Origin of the sequence: Paenibacillus glycinis, assembly GCF_009909185.1 — a bacterium.
Classification (GTDB): Bacteria; Bacillota; Bacilli; order Paenibacillales; family Paenibacillaceae; genus Paenibacillus_Z; species Paenibacillus_Z glycinis.
Map to the genome: position 1 here is coordinate 391,945 of NZ_JAAAMV010000003.1, position 19,547 is coordinate 411,491.

Genomic DNA, 19,547 nt, shown 5'->3' on the forward strand with positions numbered 1-19,547 from the left:
GGAAAGACCCTCCCTATTGGCGTCTGTTTATTCCGCGGTCATGCAGCTCTTCAAGTAGGCCGCCATCTCCGCGTAGGCCTGCATGCCGTCGCCCGGGGCAAGCTCGCATTCGACGGCCATGTAGCCGCCGAAGCCGATGTCGCGCAGCGTCTTGAAATACGCCGGGAAATCCGTATGGCCGTAACCCGGCTGCAGACGGTTGCTGTCCGCCAAATGCACGTGCGCGATCAAGGAAGCTTCGGCGCGGAGGCTCGCATGGACGTCCGGCTCTTCGATCTGCATATGGAAGAAGTCGGCCATGATTTTCACGCCCGAGAACCCGCCTTCGCGAATGAGGCTGCCCGCTTCGTCCAACCGGTTGATCATATGATCCTCGTAGCGGTTCAGCGGCTCGAGCAGCAAACGGCTGCCGGCGCGGTTCGCGCGTTCGTTCAGTCGGCCGAGCGAGTCCAGCAGAACCTGGCGCTCTTCCGCGGCATCGCGCGGCGATCGAAACGGCGGCAGCTTCTTCGAGAAGATCCCGAACGCGGCGGGCACGATGACGCCGGCGGCGCCGATCTCTCCCGCGTACGTCAGAATTTCGCCGATGTCCGCTATCGCCTTGGCCCGCTCTTCGGGGTCGAAGGCGCCGATCCAGCCGCGGTACCCGCCGCAGACCGAGCTGATCGGAATCCCCGTCGTTCGGACGGCCTTGCGGATCTCGTCAAACCGTTCGATCAAGTTTCTGCCGTCGATTTCGAAGCCTTCGAAGCCGAGCGTTTTCAAGGATTGCAGCTTCTGCTCGTACGTGGAGCCGAAGAAGGATCTGTCCTGCGTCGCGATTTTCAAGGGGTATTCCTCCATTTGAGTTTAAGATTGCGATATTGCGTCGGCGACACGCCGACATAGGATTTGAACAGACGCGTGAAGTTCTGCAGCTCGTTCGAGCCCAGGGCCTGCGCGATTTCGGTAATCGACATCTCGCTGGTCTCGAGCAGCGTCTTGGCCCGCTGGATCTTCATCTCCCGCTGCACCTGCATCGGCGACTTGCCGAACAATTCTTTAAAGCGGTTACAAATATACGTAGGATGCATATGCAGCTCTTCCGACAAGCTCTGAAGCGAGAGCTGCTCCTGCGGATGCTGTACGATGCGCGCCAGCAGATTGAGAAAACTCTGGGACTGCATCGGGTTGCCGATCATGTCCTTCCGGGAGATCGCGCTGTCGAGGATCATATAGAGCAGCTCGAGCGCCTTCGCTTGCTTCAGAATGGCCGATAGGAGCAGCGGCCGGCTGGTCGACGTCGCCTCCATGAACTGCATGAAGACCCGTTCGAATGCCTCGGCATCGTTCAGCTTGAACAGATACGGAATCTGAAACATCTTCATGACGTCCATGACGCCCGCGATCTGAAGCGTGAAATGCCACCACAGAAACTCGGTTTCGTCCGTTCTCGTCTTGAAATGGTCATGCTCCACGTTCATCGGCACGTAAATGATGGATCCGGGCGGAATATCGTACGTCTCGTCGCCGACCCGGAGCTTGGCGCTGCCCTTCTTATGATAGGACATCATATAATAAGGGAGCGTCCGCTTGAACGTCCGCATTTCCGTTCTGCAGTTCATATCGAATTCCACGATTTTCAATTCGGCATTTTGCAGCAGAAAGTCCAGCTGATGATTCATGGCGCTCCCCCTCGTTCTATAAGACTGCCGGTCCGCGGGCTTTAGACGAAATTGACGCCCAGCTTGATGCTGAGATCCGGACGTTGGTCGACGTACTGCTCGTAGCCGTCGGCGGATTCCAGGAACGGCACGACCGGGTTGATGATCTCCTCGCAATCGAGCTTCCCTTTAAGCAGCATATCCCAGCATACGTCCTCGAGCCTTCTCCAGCTCCAGCGCGGATGATCCGGATTCGGCTCGCTGCACGCGCGCGAGAATACGATCTTGGCATTGTTGAAATGCGCCTCGCGTCCAAGGTCCAGTCCGCCCTTGAATGCCCGTGCCCAGCCTACGAAGGCGATCGTGCCGCCGTACGCCAAACCTCTCAAAGCTTGTTGAAGCGCGAATTCGCTTGCGCTGGTCTCGATGATGACGTCGACGCCCAGCTTGCCGGTCGCTTTCTTGAGCTCCAGGCCGACGTCCTGGTTCACCGGATCGTAGCCCGCATCGGCGCCGGCGCGGATCGCGACTTCGCGGCGCTTCTCGATCGGATCGATGACGGCTACCCAGTTGGCGCCGGCCAGTTTGGCCATCTGCGCCGCGATCTGACCGATCGCGCCCAAGCCGAATATCGCGACGCGGTCGCCGGCGCGCACATGCGCGTCGCGTATGCCGCCGAGCGCGAATTGCGCCGGATCGAAGCATACCGCATTCTTCCAGGACATGCCCGCGGGCACTTTCTTCAGGTAGTAGTTATTCACGGCATTGACGATATGCGTCTCGCGCACGCCGCCGTATCCGCATACGCGTTCGCCGATGGCGTATTCGCTGACGTCCGCTCCCGCTTCGGTAACGATGCCGACCCATTGGTTGCCGAGGTTCCATCTGCCGAACCCGCCGTCCGTCTCTTTATCGCTCGTCTCCCGCCGCAAGAACATGTTCCACTCTTCGTCGAAGTAATCCGCCGTATGCGGGCTTTCGCCGCGGAAGCCCGCGAGCTCCGAGCCGTGCTTCGGCGAAGCGTGTTCCACCTTCACTCTGACTTCGTTCGGTTGGAGCTGCCGTTCTTCGTAATCGCCGATCGCTGCTTTTCTGGGCGCCGCCGCTAGCAGTTGTTTGGGCATGAGCGTATTCCTCCGTTAGATCGTTACCAAAGCAATGATAACAATCATGATCGATTTATTTTGCATACCGCTTACAATCCAAGTATACCGGGCATCGGAGGACGTGTCTTTATCACTTGTATAGGGATACTTATCATGAATACAGGTTCGATTATACCCGAACCCACGACTGGATGCGGCAGCTCTCGACAATCGCGTCGTTGATCCGCATCATATGGTGGCCTTCTTCGATCGACGCGAACGTCGGCGGCGTCATGGCGGAGACGCCCATTCGACGCTCGCGAACCGCTTGATAGAAATTCAGAAACAGGTTCTTCACGCCGTCGGGCCAGCCCTCTTCATGTCCGCCGGGATAATGGACCATTGCCGCCGCTTCCCTCGAGAGCTCCCCCGGATCGCAGCCGACGACGAGGCTGGCCGAGCCGCGGCTGCCGATCCACAGCTTGTTCGCCGCCTCCTGGTCCCAGTGCAGCGACTCGCGCTCCGCCGACAAGTCGAAGAACAGTTTATTCTTGCGTCCGGCGCTTACCTGCGAGACGGTGAACACGCCGTGGATGCCGTTCTCGAAATGAACCAGCACGCTGCCGAAATCCTCGGTCGCGATGCGGATCTCCTCGTACTGCGGCCTTCCGTCCGCATCCGGTTCGGGAAGCGGCTTCCTGCGGACGGGATGCAGCGTCTTCAGATCCGCGAACACCTCCACGATGCGCTGACCGGTAATATGCTGCGCCAGGTCGCACCAGTGGGACCCGATATCGGCAATCGCCCGCGTCGCCCCCGAGAGGTCGGCGTGCAGCCGCCAATTGTAATCCGTGTCTTCCAGCAGCCAGTCCTGCAGGTAACCGCCCGTTATCAGATGAACGGGGCCCGTCTGCCCGGATCGAATCCGGTCCCGGGTTTCCGCGACCAGCGGATAGTGCCGGTAGTTGTAGCATACGCCGCTGACCGCGTCCTGCCGTTTGGCCAATTCGGCGAGCTTGGCCGATTCGCCGGCGTTCATCGCGAGCGGCTTCTCCGACAAGAGATGTTTGCCGGCCAGCAGGACCGCCTCGTTGATTCGAAAATGCAGGTGATTCGGCGTGCAGTTATGGACGACCTGAACGTCGGTATCCGCGATCAGCGCTTCCGGGCTCGAATACGCCCGCGGTATCGCGTATTTCTTGGCCGTCTCCCGCGCCTTGCCGAGCGAGCTGCCCGCGATGGCCACGACTTCTATATAGGGAAGGCGGCGCAGCGCTTCCAGATGGAAGCCTGCGGAGAATCCCGTTCCGATGATGCCGACTTGTAGTTGTTCCAACCGCTACCCTCTCCATTCCAGCCGTTCGAGCCTCGGCTATGATCACTTTTAAAGAACCCGCACCCCAATTATATAAAGAGCGCCGGCCCTTCCATAAGCGTTCGGGTACAGGATAAACAAGCAGTTATACAGGTTTTCGCCCGGCAGCTGCGCAAGCGGGTCGATGCCCTTGCTTCCCCCCAACGCAAGAAAACCACTCTCGGAAAGAGTGGTTTCTCGCGGTCTTCTCCCTGAACGTAATCTAGCTATCCTAGCGGCAGGCTGCTCGCGGGCCGGTCCGTCTTATCGCGACGCGAACCGGAACATCTCTTCGAACAGCAGGAAATGGCTGTCCAGTATCTCCTCCGCCGACAGCCGCTCTCCCGGCGCGTCCAGCCCCATGTTGGATTCGAACGTCATGCTCATCCCGCCGCAGGCATGGTGGACCGCCGACGTCAAATTGAACGAAGGCGCGGAGGCCCCCTCCTTTTCCGTCCATTGGTCCACGAGCGCGAAAGGCAATCCCCGCTCCCGATAGACCTCGGCCATTCGCTCGTTGAACGCCTGATGCTTCCGCCTGACGGCCGCGGGCAAGTACGCGATCGCCGGAAAATGAATCGCCTCGTTCGCCCCGCCGTGCAGCGATAGATGGAAATCGACGGCTTCCCGCTCCGCCAGCGCAAGCAGCGCCGCCGTCTCCCGCGCCATCGGGGCGAAGAAATTGTCGTGCATCATGTTGACGCCGTCGTCGTTGAAGTACGACCCGAGAAAGCCGGCAGCGTCCTTGATCGGATGAACCGCCTTGCACGCGGGCCACGAGCAGAGCGTCCCGTCCTTCCATGACCCCTGCATCCAATAGACGAACTGCTCGTAAGGCGTTCCGATCAACGTGTCGGCCGGCAGCCTCGCCCGTCCGTCGGGATTCAGGCACGGAACCAGCAACAGCCGGAAACGTCCGGCGTTCTCGTAGAGATAATCGTGCCGCTTGCCCCGGTAATCGGTTCCGGTCTCGAGCAAGCGAATCAGGTTCATGACCGCGGCCATGCCTTCGAGCTCCCCGCCGTGAACGCCGCCGACGAGGAGCAGCACGGGCTTGGCGCCTTCGCCTTTGCGGGCGTAATGCGACGGATCGCCCGCCCCGCAAGCCGAGCTGTAATTGGCCGTCCGGCCGAAATCCTCTTTCTCGCCGTATTCGGCCACGTACGCGTCGCGTCCGCCCGCGGACGTCACGAGGACGCCGGCGCGCCCCCGTTTAACCTCCGCCATGCCTTGCGCGATAGCGGGCAAATCGCTTTTCCAGAACGGCTCGACCAACGACGGTTCCTCCTTCTCCGGGCGCGCGCTGCCGGTCATCCCTTGACGGACCCCATCATGGCGCCTTTGACGAAATGCTTCTGAATGAACGGGTAGATCAGCATGATCGGAAGCGTGCCGACGAGAATGACCGCGTACTTGAGCGATTCCAAGACGACGGTCTTGTCGCCGACGGCGGAGCTCATCGTCATATCCGAGGTCTGGCCCATCAGGACGATGTTCCGGATCATCACCTGAAGCGGAAACAGGTCGGCATTCCGAATGAAGATGAGCGCGTAAAAGAAATTGCCCCAGATCTGCACCGCGTAAAATAACGAAATCGTCAATATCACGGGCTTCGATAACGGCAGCACGATTCGCAGCAGGATGCCGAGATCGGATAGCCCGTCGATCTTCCCGGACTCCTCCAGCTCGCGCGGAATCCCCTGGAAGAACGTGCGCATGATGATCAAGTACCAGGAGGATACGAGCCCCGGCAGCACCATCGCCCAGATCGTATCCAGCAAATGATAGCTCCGCACCGTGAGGTACGTCGGGATCAACCCGCCCGAGAACAGCATCGTGAAGACGATCATCAGCATGAACGCCTTGCCGAAGACGAGATTTCTGCGCGAGAGCGAATAAGCCCCGATCGTCGTGAACGCGAGCGAAAGCGTCGTCCCCAGCACGACGTAGAGCAGCGTATTGCGATAGCCGGCGAGAATGCGGTTATCCCGGAAAACGGCGGCATACGCATCGAGTTGAAAGCCTTCGGGCCATAAGCCGACCCGATTGTCGACGACGCTGTCCGCGGAGCTTATCGAAACTGCTGCCATATGGACGAAAGGAAACAGCATGACGCATGCGAAAATGCCCAGCAGCAGGATATTCACGACGTCAAAAAGTCCGGTTTTGTTATTCAATCCGCATGAACTCCCTTACCATAAGCTCGTTTCCCCGAATTTGCGGCTGATCCTGTTGCTCGCGTAGACGAGCAGGAAGCCGATGACGCCCATGAACAAATCGATCGCCGTGCCGTAGCTGTACGCGCCTTGGAGAATGCCTACCCGGTAAACGTACGTCGATATGATGTCCGACGTATCGTAAGTCGCCGCGTTGGACAGGAGGAATACTTTCTCGAAGCCGATTTCGAGCACTTGCCCGACTTGCAAAATGAACATGATGACGACGGCCGTCGAGATCCCGGGCAGCGTCACGTGCCAGATTTGCTTCAATCTGCCGGCGCCGTCCATCCTGGCCGCCTCGTAGAGCTGCGGATCGATCGTCGTCATGGCGGCCAGAAAGATAATGGAGCTCCAGCCGGCCTGCTGCCAAACTTCCGAGCCGACGTAGATCGTCCGAAACCACTCGGATTCCTGAAGGAAATTGACGGCCGGAAAGCCCATCCGCTGCAGGAGATGGTTCAGCCATCCCGTGCTCGGGGACAGCAGCATGACGATCATGCTCGACACGACGACGGAAGACAGGAAATACGGCAAGTAGCTGACCGACTGCACGAACCGTTTGAACAATCTGCCTCTCAGCTCGTTGAGCATCAGGGCCAGCACGATCGGCGCGGGAAACCCGAACAGCAGCTTGTAGAAGCCGAGAAGCGCCGTATTCTTGATGATGACGAGGGCGTCGGGATTATCGAAGAACTGTTTGTAGTATTTCAAGCCGACCCACGGGCTGCCCGCGAACCCCTTGAACAGGTTGTAGTCCATGAACGAGATGACGATGCCGAACATGGGGACGTACTTGAACAAAATATAGTAGAGCAGCACGGGCGCCAGCAGCAGCAAAAAGACGCGGTCGCGCTTCACTTGCCCGATGACCGATGGCTTCAAATCCCGCATCTCCTTCCCGAGAGCAGATAGGGCCGGACGTCTTCGGGAGACGCATAGCCCTATCGGCGTTCCTCTTTATTTCGCGTTCGCTTTCACGCGGTCCAGTCCGATTTGGTAGGCGTCGATGAGCTTCTGGGAGCCCAGCTTCTGCAGCTCGGCCAGGAAGGCGTCCCATTCGGTCATCGGCGTCTCGCCCATGATGAACTTGGCGACGGCCGTTTCGTAATATTTCCGGATCTGTTCTTCCGTATTGGCGATGGCGCTCTTCTCTTCCCCGGTCAGCGGCGGCAGGGCGTTGATGACCGGGAACTGGTACTTGGCGGCCTCCGTGTAGGCGTATTGCTCGTTCTCGTTGCTGAGCGACTTCGAAGCTTCGAAATCGGCCACTCCGTACGCGCCCGTCGTGAACATGCCGAGCTCCTTGCGCAGATCGTTCGGCTCCTTGAACTGCGGCAGGAACTTGCGTTTGCCGTCCACCATCGTGTACGTCTCGCCTTCTTTGCCCCAGCTCAACAGATCCTTGCCCTCGTCGGAATAGAGGAAGTCGAGATAACGCAGCGCGGCGTCCAGATTCTTGGTCGTGGAGGAAACCGCGAAGCCGTATTCTTCGAAATTCGTGTTCGGAATGTAAGGCTGGCTGCCGCTGCCGAGCGGCGGCGCCATGAACTTCAGATGCGCCCCGTCCGTCAGCTGCGCGTTCATGATTTCGATTTGCCCGATGAACTGGATCGTCATGAACGATTTGCCCGTCGTCATGAACTGCGTCCATGCCTTATAGTCCATCGACAGCCAATCCGGCGGCGTCAAGCCCTCCGCGTAGAACTTGCGCAGGTAGTCGACCAGCTTCTTGAAGCCGGGATCGGCCGCGCCGTGCTTGATCTTGCCCGTGGCCGGGTCTTCGTAGAATTCGGGATAAATGCCGAAGGAAGGACCGAAATACTTCAGCGTGTTGATGCCGTGGCGGAAGACGAACGGATAGCTGTCGGGATACAGCTTCTTCAGCTTCTTGGCCGTTTCGTACATCTCGTCCCACGTCTTCGGCACCTCGAGCGAATTCTTCGCGAAGATATCGTCGCGATAGAAGAAGACGGTCTGATTGCCCGCGCCCATGCCGTCGTTGAGCACATGGTACATTTCGCCGCCGGGCGACGTCATTCGCTGCGCGACGTCGGGTCTGGCTTCCAGAAACGCTTTCAAGTGCGGCATTTTGTCCAGGTATTTGGACAAATCGAGGAATGCGCCTTGCGGCCCGTACTTCTGCGCGTCCGGCGGGAACACGGACATCAGGTCGGGCATGTCGCCGGAAGCGACGGCGAGCGCGAGCGACTCCGGTCCCGTCTGCGTTTCCTGCTTGATCGTGATATTCGTTTTCTCTTGGATCCATTTCCATACGGCCCAATCTTCCTTGACGGGCCAGGCTTGGGATTGGTCCGTCAACAGCCTTAGCGTGGCCGGCTCGGGCGTCGCAGGCTCTTGCGCCGGCTTTTCCGCCGAAGCGTTCGCCGGCGCATTTGCCGGATCGTTCGTACCGGACGCGGCCGGCTCGTTCGGCGCCTGCGCGTTGTTCCCTTCTTTGTCCGCACACGCGGCGAGCATGGTCGACAGCAGCATGACCGTCGCGAGCATCGTGCTTGCGGCGGCGCCGCGTTTGCTTTTCTTTCTCTGCTTCAACATGAATGCACCCTCCCCTTCGACTATTCGCTTCAATAGATGAGGCATCTCGCCGAGGCACCGCTCCGCTTGCGGCGGGTCAGGCCCCCTCGATAACGCTAGCATAAAGCATCGGAGAACGGCGGTAAATCGGCCGTTCCGACGCGGCTTCAATTCCTTTATGGTTTTCTTGAAATAATCGCAGCTTCCGGGAAAACGCCTATTCTTTGTTCGCGAAAACGATCGTCGTTATTCGGCGGCGGCATCCGAAGCGCACGGGGTTTCCCCCGCGGCTCCGGGTGCCGGACGCCGCTTAATCTTACTCGGGCAACCGGCTTCGGCCCGTGCTTAAGGCGTCTTGAACATCGTCGCGTAATCGAACAGGTACTCGCCCGTATAGCGGCTCGGGCGGAAGACGAACGAGCTCAGGTTCGAGACGGTTGCGTTATCGTCGTAGAATTTCAGCCCTCCGATCCGGTAGGTTCCGGTCCGCTTGTCGAGCGTGCCGGGAAAGTCCGCGTCCGAGGTCAGCGTTTTGTAATAATCCGATTGCAGCGTAATGCTGTACCGCTTCGCGTCCATGTCCGCGTCGAACCGGAGGGTCATCCATTGATTAGCCGGTATCTCGGCGGTCGAATTCGGGAGCTTGACCAATTTGTTCGTTCCGCCGTCTTTGATCCAATAGCCGAACTTTTTGTCGGAACCGCCCGTAAAGCGGATCAGATCCGTTCCGGATCCGCCGACGATCATCTCGAAGTAGCCGACCTTGTTCGCGATGAACTTCGTTTCGAACGTCACTTTGCCGGTGAGCGCCGTCGTCGCTTTTTGCACGATCGGACTGACCGCCCATTCGTTCGTCGGATCCTCGTAATTATCGAGCACCTTCAGCGCCTTGCCCGCCGTGATCGGCGAGGTTACGGGTTCGACGACCGTGCCGAAATTGCGGGTAAACGTCCAGCCGTTGCCGTTGGCCGCCGTCGTCCAGCTATCGAACGTCTCGTAGTATTCTCCCGCGGCCCCCGTTGTCGGCATGGTCAATGCGATCGTCGGACCATCCGTGGATTCGTTGCCGGCGGCATCCTTCGCTTCGACCTTGAATGTATAGGACGCGCCCGGCGTCAAGCCGGTTACGTCGTAGGACGTTCCGGTGACTTCGACCGCGACGCCCGGCTGATCCGACCGATACAGCTTATAGGAGGCGACATGGCCGGAATTGTCTTCCGCTTCATCCCATTTCAGCTTCGCGATCGCGGGGAACAGATGGTCGATCCGCAGGGCGTCCGCGGCATCCCAGCCCGGCGCGGTCAAGTCGGGCAGCGTCGCGGTCGCGGCCGCGCTCGCCTTGGAACGATTGCCGCTCGAATCCACGGCCCTGACGGTAATGGCGTACGTCTGGCCGGTCGACAAGCCGGACACCGTCGCGGTCAAGGTACCGCCGGCGGGCACGAGCAGTTTCTGCACGCCGTTCGCGTAAATCGCGTATTGCGCGACCGCGACGTCATCCGTGGAGGCGGTCCACGAGACGTCGACCGAATGATCCGTTACGTTCGTTAGCGCCACGTTGCCGGGAATCGTCGGTATGACCTCGTCATCCTTCACTTCGATAAGGCCGATCCAGTCGACGTTCATCGGACCTCTGGCATTCCAGAGCGTAATGTCGATCGGCCCGGGTTCCAGCACCTTGCCGGTTCGTACCCGCGCCGCTTTCCAATATTCCGGCAGCGTCCCGTAGTCCACGGTCGTCTCGGTCTCGAAATAATAAGGAGATTCGCCGATCATGGCCAGTCTGGCGCTTTGCTGTCCCGCCGGCATATCCCAGCCCGACACGTATTTCACGACGAGATCGTAGGTGCCCGCGTTCGGGACGTTCAGCTGCCATTTGCCCCAAGATCCGACGTCCACCCAGGTCCCGACGCCGGCGCCGCCCGACAGGAACGGCCGATTCCGATAGACGGTGAACGACGGGTCTCCCTTCGCGGAGTACGCCTCCGCTTCTTTCCAGACGATCGGGGTCGTCTCCCGCTTCTCGTCGGGATCGTCCCACGTGACCGTGGGCGTCGGCGCGTCCGCCCCCATCTTCTTCAGCTTGACGAGTCCCGCCGCCCCGCGCAGCAGGATCGGAGCATCGGCTTCCAAGAAGACGCTGTCCGCTTTCCCGTGGGAGGCGAACAAGAATCCGGCCGGCGCTTCGAGCACCTGGTATAGGCCCGGCTCGTTGTCCAGCTTGCCCCAAGCGACCGGGTTGCCTTCCGTATCGCTATGCCGCTCCAACTCGATCGTGCCAGGCACCCCGTCGATGTCGACGTTCAGCGTGACGGGCGCCATCGGTTCCGGCATCGGAGCGTCGTTCAGCTTGAACGCCCGCTGGCCATGCTCGACTTGGACGTTCAGCGTGTCGCCCGCCGTCGTCCAATGAACGCCTTGCAGCGCCATCTCTTCCGCAGCCGTGCCGCCTTGCGGGATATCGTCCCCGCTGTCCTGATCGCGAAGCCGCGTCAGCCCCGGCGCAAGAACGGCGACTTGCGTGTCCGCTTGGCCGGATACCGACAGGCGGTCTTGGCCGTAGACGACGGTCGCGGTCTCGCTGCTCGTGATCAGCGCGACGCCGTCCTTCGCGACGCTCTTGCCGTCGACGAGGAGCACCGTGTCTCCCTTGAAGGCGACGGCCGCCCCGTCGAACGAGACGCTGCCCGCGTTCACGACGCCGCTCGTGCCCGTTCGGACGTACACGACGGAACCGTCCTCGAAGGAGAGCTTCAAGTACGCGCCGTTGTTTTCCACGGTCGCTTCTGCCGGTGCGCCGTCGCTTCGTTCGTAGGCTTGCATCGTCGACACGATCGTCGCCTGGGATGCCTTCGGCGTCACGAATGCCGCGTGTTTCTGCTCCCTGCCCGTGAAATTGCCGCCCGGCTTTCGTTCGATCCCGTTCTGATCGAGGAAGTTATCCTCCGTAACCGCGGTTAACCCGCCGGGCGTGAGCAGCTTGACCTTCAAGCCGGCGTTCCCTTTCAGAATCGTCGCTTCCGCGCTCGGCACGTCGACGTCGAGCTCGTCGTCCGCGTGCAGCCACCATTCGAAGTTCGAGCCGCCCGGCTTGTTCGAGGCCAACTGATCGACCACGACGAACGTCGAAGGACGCACGTAGATGATTTTCCGGTCCGCCCGGGACAGCATGCCCGCATAGGCGGCCGAGGCGTCGCCGCTCGTCGCGTCGAAGTCGGGATGCGTCACGAAGCCGAGAATTTTGCCGTCCGCGTCGATGTCGTTCGTGGGCTGTCCTTTCTTCCGGTCGATCGTGATCGCGTTGGAAGCGAACGTCTGTCTGCCGTAATTGATCATGTGTTCGCTCGTGTACGAATCGAAAAATCCGCCTTCGACGGCCAGCGATTCGCCGAACGCTTTGACCACGAAGCTGTTCTGGTCGGCGTGGGTGTGGTTATAGCTCCCGTACGGACTGGACTTGAAATACAGGGACACGCGGTCGGGATCGTAAAGCTCGGAATGCATCGCGACCTCGCCGATATCCTGGAACCATCTGCCGTCCGGCAAATCCACGGGAGGCATGCCGGCCAGGTCGGCATCGCCGTAGAAGTAGTTGAATAACTCTTCGCCGGGCTCCGATCCGATCGCTTCGGACTCCCATTTCAGCCTTGAATCCTGATACATCTGGGCCAGCCGGTTCAGAATGGAGACGCTGTAATGGCTCGGAGAATCCTCGCTTCCGTCTCCGAAGACGCCGCCCGGGCTGCCGTGCGGGAACATATAGAGCGGATACAGCCCTTCGTTCCGCGAGTAGGCTTTATCGTAGAGATTGAACCCGCTGGCGGTATTCAGCACGTCCGTGAATTCCTTGCCGAAGAGGGAGGAATATTGCCAATACCCCGTTCCCTGGGACCAGCCCCCGTCCTCTCCGCCCCAAGGAGGCATGAAGTTGATATAGTCGGGCACGGTGCCCCGGAACCAGTCCTCGGCTTCGGGCGCATCGTGAAGAAGGGCGATCGCGATCAAGCCGACATAGCCGAAGTTGGTCCAGCCGTGGGAATCGAACGGCGTTTTCCGAAGCGGATGAGCCGTGACGAGCTCGTCGTACATCGTCTCCGTCCTGGCCACGATCATCGCGCGCACGTCCGCTTTCTCGCCTTCCGCGAACAGGGGATAATCATAGATCCAGTCGTACGCCATGGCGGACCGGAGCGCGATATACCGGTGCACCTGATCGTTCTGCGCATAGCTCGTGCTGCCGTTCGGATTCCATTCGGCGATGCTTATCAACCGCCGCTTCGCTTCGGCCGCGTAGTCCGCGTTGCCCGTCACGAGATAAAGGAAGGCCGCGTCCGCCATCTTGTCGACGGCCTTGTCGGAGGCTTGGCGCAGGGCCGTCTGCGCGGACTCGTAATCCGCGTCGCGGGGATGCGAGGGCGGATAAGGAAATATCGGTTCCGACGGCAGCGCTTCATTAAGGGCGGCCGTGACCGAAGCCAGCTTCTTCTCGTAGAGCGTCTTGCCGGTCGTCGCCTTCAAGCTCCGGAAATCGGCGAGCGTCTCGGCCGTCGTCCAGATCCGCGGATGGCCCGAGCCGATCTCGTCCAGCAGGTCGTCTACGGAAGGAACGGGAAACGCGACGTCGTTATCGCCGTCGATGCGGAACTTGCGGACGTCGCTCCACGCCGACCAGTCGTCCGGAGCGGAAGCACCCGCCGCGTGATACCGGACGCGCCAATACCACGTGCCGGGGTCAAGCGCGTGAGAGAAGTTGTAGAAGTTATTCGTCAACTCGTCTTCGTCGTACTCGGCGACGGACAGGTCCGCCGCCCGGCCGACCTGCAGGCGGTACTTGTCGGCGTTCGCGATCCACGGCCAATGAAAATCGGGCGGGTTCTGCGTCGTCACGAGGCCGTCCTTCGGACCGTAGGGCATATTGTACCCCGAGGCCGACGGGGCGGGCCATGCCGGCACGGCCGCGTTCGCCCCGGGCATCCGGGAGAAGCCCCCGAAACATCCCAATGCCAACGCCGCCGCCATGAACCAGATGAAGCTTTTACGCGTCTTCGTTTTCCTTTCTCTGACTGTCCGCACATCATTCAGCTCCTTTGCAAATGGTTTTGAGTCCGCTTACAATCGCAAAGCATTCAAATGCTCTTTCATCGTAAAGAAAACCCGCGAGCCCGGTAAATCGGCGCAATTGCCCCTGCTGCAACTCCCTTGCGATATTCGGAAAATAAGCCGATCCTTCGTAAAAAAGCCTAGCGCCTCCGCGGTTGTCGGTTGTCGCATCCAAATCTCGGATCGCCCGCCGCAGACGCAAAAAAACGGATACGCCGCTTAAGGCGCATCCGTCTTCGAAATATAAATCCGTATCTCCCCCGTCAGCCCGTAGGGACGCAGCACGTAGGCCTCCGTATGCTCCCGTCCCTCCGGGTGAAACGAATACCAATCGAGCCACGCTCCGTCCGGCCTGTCGACGTGCAGCGGACCGAGCAGATTGCGCGGGCTCCCGACGACCTCGAGCTCCAGCCTGTTCGTGCCCGGCACGAGCCATGCCGTCAGTTCGACGGTTCCGGCCGCCCGCCAGGGGATATCCGCTGCGTCTCTCCCGTTCACGGACAACCGCATCGTGATCGCTTCATACGACCCCAGCTCCATGAAGGTCCTTGCGCCGTCCTCCTGCTCCGCCGCATCGAATTCGAAGCGGTATACCATGCTGCCGCAATAATGGGGATAGCCCTGCGGGCACCAGTCCCCGAGCCGCAGATTCCCCGGCTCCCGAACCAACCGCCGTTCGCCGTCTATCCCGAAGTCGCCGAGCAGATACGCGTTCTCGATCTCCATGTCGTGCATGTACGCGCATTCGATCTCGAGCACGTTCTCTCCCGCGGCGAGAACCGGGAGCTTCACGGTCGTCAGGCAGCGGTCCAAATACCAGCCTTCCGGGCCTCCCGCGATCGTCTCGCCGTTCAACCGGAAACGAAACCGCTCCGCCTGCTCGAAGGCGACGAACGCATCGCCCGCGGGCACTTCCTTGACCCCGAAGACGAACCGGAACGCGACCGGTTCCCCATCGCGCTCGTGAGGCTCGCCGACCCAGAAATGCCGCTGGAGACCGCCGTTCGCGTACACTTGCCGCATGCCCAGCCTGCCGCGGAGTTCCTTCTGCGCCCGCCACACGTCCATCGTCTCCGACCAAGCTTCATTCCGGACGCGGTATTGGCAGCGGTCCAGCACGAGCGCGTTCGGCGCGGTTCGCGCGAAGGAGGCCGGCGTATCGAGTACGACGAGCGTCTCCTCTTGCCCGCGCCGTTCCTCCGGCTCTCCAACGGCATCTCTCTCCGCCTCGGGGACGACGACATACAACTTCGAATCCGTCGGCTCGAACCGCTCCCGGAAGACAAGGTACCCCTCGCGGCTAACCGCGGGGACGGTCGTCCTGCCGCCCGTGAGCGCATTCCACGACTCGACCCGTCCGCCGCCTTGAATGGCGACTTCCACGTCGTATCCGGCTTGCCGGTCGTTGTTGGCGACGAACACGGCGGTGCAGTCCTCCGATTCCCGGCGCATGCACAGCAGCCGATTCGCCTCTCTGCCGTCATCGCCCAGCAGGCGCACGGCTCGCGGCAGCTCCCGTTCGATCGCCGCGATCAGCTGCTCGCCGTTCCCGGCCTTTCGGAAACCCGGATGCCCCGTCAACGCCGATAGGTCGTAAGGTTCTCCGTCCAACAACCCTGGCGCGTCCCCGTACGACAGCAGGATACCGCCGGCATCCAAGTAGGCGAGCAGCAGGTCGCAAGTCGAACGCAGCAGATTCGCCAAGGAAGGCAGCACGACGATCCGATAGCTTGCCAGCCCGACCTGCAGCCAATCCCCTTGCACGCGGCCGATCTCCTGCAGGATCAGCTCGTCGCCCAAGTCGAAATCGTAGTGCTCCCCGAGCAGCAGCCGGACGAAGTCGTTGAATGCCCGGCTGTAAGCCGCCATCGCTTCGGCATTCCCCGCCCCGTTGCGCCATTCCGGCGCCAATACGTCCTGCCCGAGCCGCGCCCATACCGACGTCGCCGGATGCACGACCAGCACGTCGCGAACGACGCGCCCTACGGTCAGCACCGAAGCGAGCCGGGCGAAGTAATCCTCCACGACACGATTATGCGGCCACCAGTTGGCGTTGTAATTGAAGGAAGGCGGATAATCCCGCTTGCGGCAGCCGCGAAGCGAGTACAGCGCCACATGGTGGGTGATCGCGTTGACGCCGAGCGCGAACTGATAATCGCCGATCCATTTGCGCCCTTCGAAGGTCAGGTTCCAGCCCGTCACGCCGTACGTCTCCGTCATTACGGTCGGCTTGCCGTACTGGTTCGCGACGCTGGACGCCTCCTTGACCGACAAGCTTTCGTCCGTTTGCTCGCCGAGCGTGTCGATCCCGGGGACGTCCAGATAACGGTAATGGGGCATGACGGCCCCGCCGTATCGCGTCGCCTGCACCAAGTCTTCTTCCCAGCAGTAATGGCCGGCGAAAGCAAGGCCGTTCTCCCGGCACCAGTCGCCGATCGGCTTCGAATACGCCTCGCAGAACATCTCCGTCACCGTCTTCCAGTAATCGTGGCGAATCTTGGACGATGGCCCGCCCCGGTAGAAGAAGTAGGGAAGCGTTTCCCAAATCCCGTATCCGTTCTTCGCCGCGAACGTCTCCGGCAGCGAATCGGTCCAAGCGATCCACGTCATCTCCGGCGCGTTCAGCCGTTCCTGGAACCCGCGAAAAAAAGGTTCGTCCGTGAAAATGCCGGGGACGGCGCCCCCGAATTCCTCGCCGACGGCCGCTTTGTATTTCTCGTAAGTCGTCTCGATGAATAGCGCCGCCGACAGCGGGTTCAAGCTGTCGGGATACGCGTCGCCGTGGCACCACTCGTTCGGGCCGGCGACATGCCGTCTCAGCACCAAGTACGCGTCGTCTTCATCCGCCGGCAACTGCCGGCCATCCGTCCAATCAGCCAACCCGGTGCATGCCAGCAGCTCGTCGCCCCGGATTCGCGCCCGGTAAACGGCTTGAATCGACGCGTCCGTCCCGTACGCCTTGCAGACGGTCAGCGATAACGCTTTGGCCCGAACGGCGTCGCCCCCTTCGCGGGGTACCCGTCCGCCGCCCATGCCGGAGGAATAGCGGTCTTCGTCGTACAGCCAGGCATACATGCCTTCTTCCTTTGCTTTGGCGACCGATTGCTTGATCCGCTCCATGAACGCGTCGCCCATGTACGGCGTTTCGAGTCCTTCGCGGACATGCATCATGAAGCCGCCCATCCCCTGCTCCTTGAACCCTTCGATCTGCGCGTTCAATTCTCCCTGCTCCAGCTTGCCGTTCCAGGACCAGAACGGCACGGAGCGCCGGTCCGCGGGAGGGTGCGCGAAACGGCCGAGAAGTCCGGCATACGTCGATGTCGTCTTTGTCAATTCGAATCCTTCCTTTTTCGGTATTCGCTCGGCGTCAGCCCCATGTACTTCTTGAACATCCGGTTGAACGAGGTGATGTTCCGGTACCCGACCGCCTCCGCGGCTTCGCGGATCTTGAGCCGGTCGTCGTCCAGCAGGCCGGCCGCCTTCGCGATCCGGGTTTCGTTAATGTAGTCGACGATGTTCATGCCGGTTTTAGCTTTGAAATAGGAAGACAGATACCCGCTGCTCATCTTGAGCTTCGCCGCCAGCACGTCCAAGTAAATTTCGTCCGCCAAATGCGCATGGATGTAATCGACGACCTGGGTCGTAATCGGGTGTTTCTCTTCTTTCTTCTCCCGGACGGCTTCCGCCGTCTTCGCCGTCCATTCCGCGAGCAGCTCCCCGAGCTCCTTCACCGTGCGGCAGCGCCCGATCCGCTCGCCCGTTTTGCCGAGCAGCGCATCGGTTTCCTCCGGACCGAGGGGGAACGGCGTGACCGCGCCGCGGATCTTGCCCGCGAAAGACTCGGCGAACCGCACGAGCGACGCCGCCGTGGGCACGTCGCGGTGCCACTTCGCGACATGCTGCTGCACCAAGGCGACGAGCTGAGCGGCGTTCCCGGCTTTGAGGCTCGCTTCCAGCTCTTTGTCCTGATCCGGCGAGAAGCCGAGCGCGACGGGAGCGGAGCCCCGCTCGAGAATGAGCTGCGTCTCGCCCGTCATCAGCCGTTCGCCCGCGAGCTCCTGTGCTTCCTCGTAAGCCAAGGTCAAGTGATCCGAAGCCGAGTGCGCCGAGGTTACGGCCATCGTGACGATTCCGTGCTCCGAATCCTGATCGAACGCCTGCTTCATCTGGCCGAGCTGCGCGATGACGTCCGCCCGCCTTTCCGTGAACACGAGGCTGAGCATTTGATCCCGCTCGATCTGGAACGTGAGCGAATCGGGGAAATCCGGCTTCAGCTTGCTGTCGATGAACATGCGCAAGTCATAGAGCCAATTTTGAAAGACCTCGGAAGAACGAAGCTCGCCCATGTGCGGCTGGATATGGTAGAGCACGAAGACGAACGGCTTGCCCGCGAACTCGAGCTTCGGCGCATCCGGCTCGTGGCTTCGGATCGCCTTCAGGTGGTTCATGAACGAAAGCTGCCGGAACAGCATCCGGTTGCCGTGGATTTGGCCGCTGATGATGTTGAATTCCTTGATCGTCGAACGGTACGGAGGCTCGTCGTTCATCTGGCGGATGGACTCGATCACTTTCTTGAGCGGGTTATGGATGCGCGCCGCGATCAGGAACGAGAACAAGACGCTGAACGCGATCGCCGCCAGGATAATGGCCAGCAGCGTCAGGTTGATTCGCGTTTGTTCGGCGATCCGGTCGGCCGGAACCCGGGAGACGTACGTAAACCCGGTTCCTTCGCCCTTGTTCGCGAAATAATACTTTCCGTCCCGGATCAACGAGCCGTTCGCCCCCGTCGCGCCCAAGTCTTCGAGGGTCAAGAACGGTTCCCCGTCGCCCGCTCTGCCGAATATCGGCTTGCCGTGCTCGTCGTAGATCAGGAAGTCCTTATAGACGTTTTGGTGGAACGCCTCGTACATCTTGGCGGCATCGAGCAGCACGATCATGTAGAAGTCCGGGTTGTGGACCCCCTCGATAATGATCGGCATCAGCTCGCCGAGCGGCTGCGGGCTGTCCCGGAAGATATGATTGACCATATCGGCGGCCGGAAGGATCCGAATCGCTTCCGCTGCGCCGAATTGCGCTTTCCAGAACGCCAACGGATATTCCTCGCTCGCGGAGAAGACATTGAACATGGACGCGGCGTTCGTGCTCGTCCCTTTCTCCAGCACGAGGTCGTCTTTCTTCGAATAGAACACGATATTGTTGATATACAGGTAAGGAACGGTCGTCCATCTCGCGATTTCCCGCACGATGACCGGATAATCGACGTTGTCCGGCTGCTGCTGCAAGCGCATGATCTCGTCGCTCGTAAAAAAGAGAAGCATCTGCTGCTTAATGAGATTCAGATGCTTCTCGTAGCTGTCCCTCGTATTGTCGAGCAGCGAGGTGTTGTACTTGACGACTTCCTGCTTCACGCTGCGATTCGATACGGAGACGGCGTACACGGTAAGGGAAGCCAGCAGCAGCACGATAAACAGAAACCCCGCGACGAGCCTGGCGAATAGGGAATTCATTCCGTTTCGCAGATATAGAATCGGTCGAATTTTCCTCATCTCGTCCCCGCCTCCGAATGCTACCGATTGTCGCCGGTTTTTCTCCTATCTTAACAAAGCCGGCG

Annotated in this window: 11 protein-coding genes; all 11 read right to left on the minus strand. The window is 60.5% G+C overall.

All coding sequences use genetic code 11. The features are described 5' to 3' along the window. Positions 1–27: 27 nt before the first annotated feature. The 11 genes from GT019_RS08370 to GT019_RS08420 all read right to left on the minus strand — a co-directional run bounded on the left by GT019_RS08370 (position 28) and on the right by GT019_RS08420 (position 19,482). Complete coding sequence (locus tag GT019_RS08370) at positions 28–828, minus strand: sugar phosphate isomerase/epimerase family protein (protein ID WP_161742660.1); 801 nt, start codon at positions 826–828, stop codon at positions 28–30. Next, entirely contained in the window at positions 825–1,664 is an 840-nt protein-coding gene (locus GT019_RS08375) for a helix-turn-helix domain-containing protein (protein WP_161742661.1), read from the minus strand. The genes GT019_RS08370 and GT019_RS08375 overlap by 4 nt, the downstream gene beginning before the upstream one ends. Before the next feature lie 41 nt (positions 1,665–1,705). After that, positions 1,706–2,767 (minus strand): zinc-dependent alcohol dehydrogenase, encoded by a 1,062-nt coding sequence (locus GT019_RS08380; protein WP_161742662.1) that lies wholly within the window; start codon positions 2,765–2,767, stop codon positions 1,706–1,708. 151 nt (positions 2,768–2,918) lie between these two features. After that, positions 2,919–4,064 (minus strand): Gfo/Idh/MocA family protein, encoded by a 1,146-nt coding sequence (locus tag GT019_RS08385; RefSeq protein WP_161742663.1) that lies wholly within the window; start codon positions 4,062–4,064, stop codon positions 2,919–2,921. Between the two features lie 282 nt (positions 4,065–4,346). Beyond that, a complete protein-coding gene (locus GT019_RS08390) occupies positions 4,347–5,357 on the minus strand; it encodes a M14 family zinc carboxypeptidase (RefSeq protein WP_161742664.1) in 1,011 nt (336 codons plus the stop codon). A gap of 35 nt (positions 5,358–5,392) precedes the next feature. Beyond that, the gene (locus GT019_RS08395; protein WP_235947242.1) at positions 5,393–6,259 is read right to left on the minus strand and encodes a carbohydrate ABC transporter permease; all 867 of its coding nucleotides are present in this window, start codon (positions 6,257–6,259) and stop codon (positions 5,393–5,395) included. A gap of 15 nt (positions 6,260–6,274) precedes the next feature. Continuing rightward, a complete protein-coding gene (locus GT019_RS08400; protein WP_161742665.1) occupies positions 6,275–7,192 on the minus strand; it encodes an ABC transporter permease in 918 nt (305 codons plus the stop codon). A gap of 66 nt (positions 7,193–7,258) precedes the next feature. Further along, positions 7,259–8,857, minus strand: a complete 1,599-nt coding sequence (locus tag GT019_RS08405) for an extracellular solute-binding protein (protein WP_161742666.1) — start codon at positions 8,855–8,857, stop codon at positions 7,259–7,261. A 324-nt stretch (positions 8,858–9,181) separates the two neighbouring features. Next, positions 9,182–13,909, minus strand: a complete 4,728-nt coding sequence (locus GT019_RS08410) for a DUF4962 domain-containing protein (RefSeq protein WP_161742667.1) — start codon at positions 13,907–13,909, stop codon at positions 9,182–9,184. 246 nt (positions 13,910–14,155) lie between these two features. After that, positions 14,156–17,269 (minus strand): glycosyl hydrolase, encoded by a 3,114-nt coding sequence (locus tag GT019_RS08415; RefSeq protein ID WP_161742668.1) that lies wholly within the window; start codon positions 17,267–17,269, stop codon positions 14,156–14,158. Next, the gene (locus GT019_RS08420; RefSeq protein WP_161742669.1) at positions 17,266–19,482 is read right to left on the minus strand and encodes a helix-turn-helix domain-containing protein; all 2,217 of its coding nucleotides are present in this window, start codon (positions 19,480–19,482) and stop codon (positions 17,266–17,268) included. The genes GT019_RS08415 and GT019_RS08420 overlap by 4 nt, the downstream gene beginning before the upstream one ends. Positions 19,483–19,547: the final 65 nt, after the last annotated feature.

What these genes read in the sequence shown, in the direction of transcription:
- GT019_RS08405 (WP_161742666.1), bottom strand. Translation starts at nt 8,857, where the DNA reads ATGTTGAAGCAGAGAAAGAAAAGCAAACGCGGCGCCGCCGCAAGCACG.
- GT019_RS08400 (WP_161742665.1), bottom strand. Translation starts at nt 7,192, where the DNA reads ATGCGGGATTTGAAGCCATCGGTCATCGGGCAAGTGAAGCGCGACCGC.
- GT019_RS08380 (WP_161742662.1), bottom strand. Translation starts at nt 2,767, where the DNA reads ATGCCCAAACAACTGCTAGCGGCGGCGCCCAGAAAAGCAGCGATCGGC.
- GT019_RS08420 (WP_161742669.1), bottom strand. Translation starts at nt 19,482, where the DNA reads ATGAGGAAAATTCGACCGATTCTATATCTGCGAAACGGAATGAATTCC.
- GT019_RS08375 (WP_161742661.1), bottom strand. Translation starts at nt 1,664, where the DNA reads ATGAATCATCAGCTGGACTTTCTGCTGCAAAATGCCGAATTGAAAATC.